This window comes from Emticicia sp. (assembly GCF_049241225.1).
Taxonomy (GTDB): Bacteria; Bacteroidota; Bacteroidia; order Cytophagales; family Spirosomataceae; genus Emticicia.
Genome location: NZ_JBMLRC010000003.1, coordinates 8,957 through 10,956, shown reverse-complemented (window position 1 = coordinate 10,956; position 2,000 = coordinate 8,957). Strand labels below are relative to the sequence as shown.

The 2,000-nt window shown below is 41.7% G+C and carries 1 protein-coding gene; it reads right to left on the bottom strand.

Annotated elements, in window-relative coordinates:
• Positions 1-1,993 (bottom strand): ATP-dependent Clp protease ATP-binding subunit (locus ACOVO2_RS00085; RefSeq protein ID WP_421768014.1); only part of this gene is annotated, 1,993 nt, incomplete at its 3' end.
• Between the last annotated feature and the right edge of the window lie 7 nt (positions 1,994-2,000).

The window sequence follows — 2,000 nt, the reverse complement described above, 5'->3', positions numbered from 1 at the left end:
TACCATCATCAAGCACTTGCAACAAGATATTGTAAACATCTGGGTGAGCTTTTTCAATCTCATCGAGCAATACAACCGAATATGGTTTTCTACGAATCTTTTCAGTCAATTGACCACCTTCTTCGTAGCCAACGTATCCTGGAGGTGCTCCAACCAAACGAGAGATACTGAATTTCTCCATGTATTCACTCATGTCAATTCTTACTAAGGCATCTTCTTTATCGAAAAGATACGTGGCAAGAGTTTTGGCAAGTTCGGTTTTACCAACCCCAGTTGGGCCTAAGAAAATAAACGAACCAATTGGTTTTTTAGGGTCTTTCAAACCAACACGAGTACGTTGAATTGATTTTACGAGTTTTTCAACGGCTGGGTCTTGACCCACGATTCTGCCACGAAGTGCATCACCCATGTTCAAGATTTTCTCACCATCGTTCATATTTACTCGCTTCACCGGAATTCCCGTCATCATCGCTATCACATCACCTACGTTATCTTCGGTTACTGTGTAGCGTTTGGTTTTGGCTTCTTCTTCCCAAGCAATTTTTGCTTTGTCGAGTTGTTCTAAAAGTTTTTTCTCACGGTCACGGAGTTGAGCTGCTTCTTCGTAGCGTTGGCTCTTCACCACCTGATTTTTCTCTTTTTTGATTAACTCAACTTGTTCTTCTAAGAAAAGAATATCTTGTGGAACTGAAATATTATTGATGTGTACTCTCGCACCAACTTCATCTAGTACATCGATGGCTTTATCTGGAAGGTAGCGGTCAGTGATATATCTTTCCGATAATTTCACTGCTGCCTCTAAAGCATCTGGTGTATAGCTAACGTGGTGGTGGTCTTCGTACTTATCCTTGATATTATTCAAGATTTCGATGGTTTCGTCGATTGAAGTGGCTTCAACCATTACCATTTGGAAACGACGGGCTAAAGCACCATCTTTCTCAATATATTGACGATACTCATCAAGCGTTGTGGCACCAATACATTGGATGTCGCCACGGGCTAACGCTGGCTTAAACATATTTGAGGCATCGAGCGAGCCACTTGCACCGCCAGCCCCTACTATCGTATGAATTTCGTCGATGAATAAAATCACATCGGGTGATTTCTCTAACTCATTCATTACCGCTTTCATTCTTTCTTCAAACTGACCACGGTATTTCGTACCAGCCACCAATGAAGCCAAATCGAGCGTTACAACACGTTTCCCGAATAAAATTCTTGAAACTTTTTTCTGCACAATTCTGAGAGCCAAACCTTCGGCAATGGCAGTTTTACCAACACCAGGCTCACCAATCAAAATTGGGTTATTTTTCTTACGTCTCGAAAGAATTTGAGCTACACGCTCAATTTCTTTTTCACGTCCTACAATCGGGTCGAGTTTACCGGCTTCGGCAAATTTGGTTAGGTCACGTCCGAAGTTGTCCAAAACAGGCGTTTTAGATTTCTCTGGATTTTTCTGTTCTCCTTTCTGCTGAGAATACCCACCAGTGCCACCGCCGAAAATTCTTTCATCGTCATCATCAGTCTCTGGACGTTCCATCACAGGTTTCTGACCGGTTAGTTGATACTCAAGCATTTCTTTAGTCTGTTCGTAATTAAGGTGGAATTTTTGTAAAATCTGTCCACCGAGGTTATCGCCGTCACGCAAAATGGCCAACAGCAAATGCTCAGTACCTATCAATTGTGATTTAAAGATTTTGGCCTCTAAATGGGTGATTTTCAAAACTTTTTCAGATTGGCGAGTAAGCGGAATATTCGCCAAATTTTTAATATTGTTGGTTGCAGTGCCTTTTGTTGCCTGCTCAATAGTGATGCGTAGTTCGTCGAGTTGTACGCCTGAATCTCTCAATAGGTTTAGAGCAATTCCCTCACCATCTCTAATCATCCCCAAAATCAAGTGTTCGGTTCCGATGTAATCATGCCCCAGTCGAAGTGCTTCTTCACGAGCTAAGGTTATGATTTCTTTGACTTTCTGTGAAAATTTAGGCTCCATTTGAAAT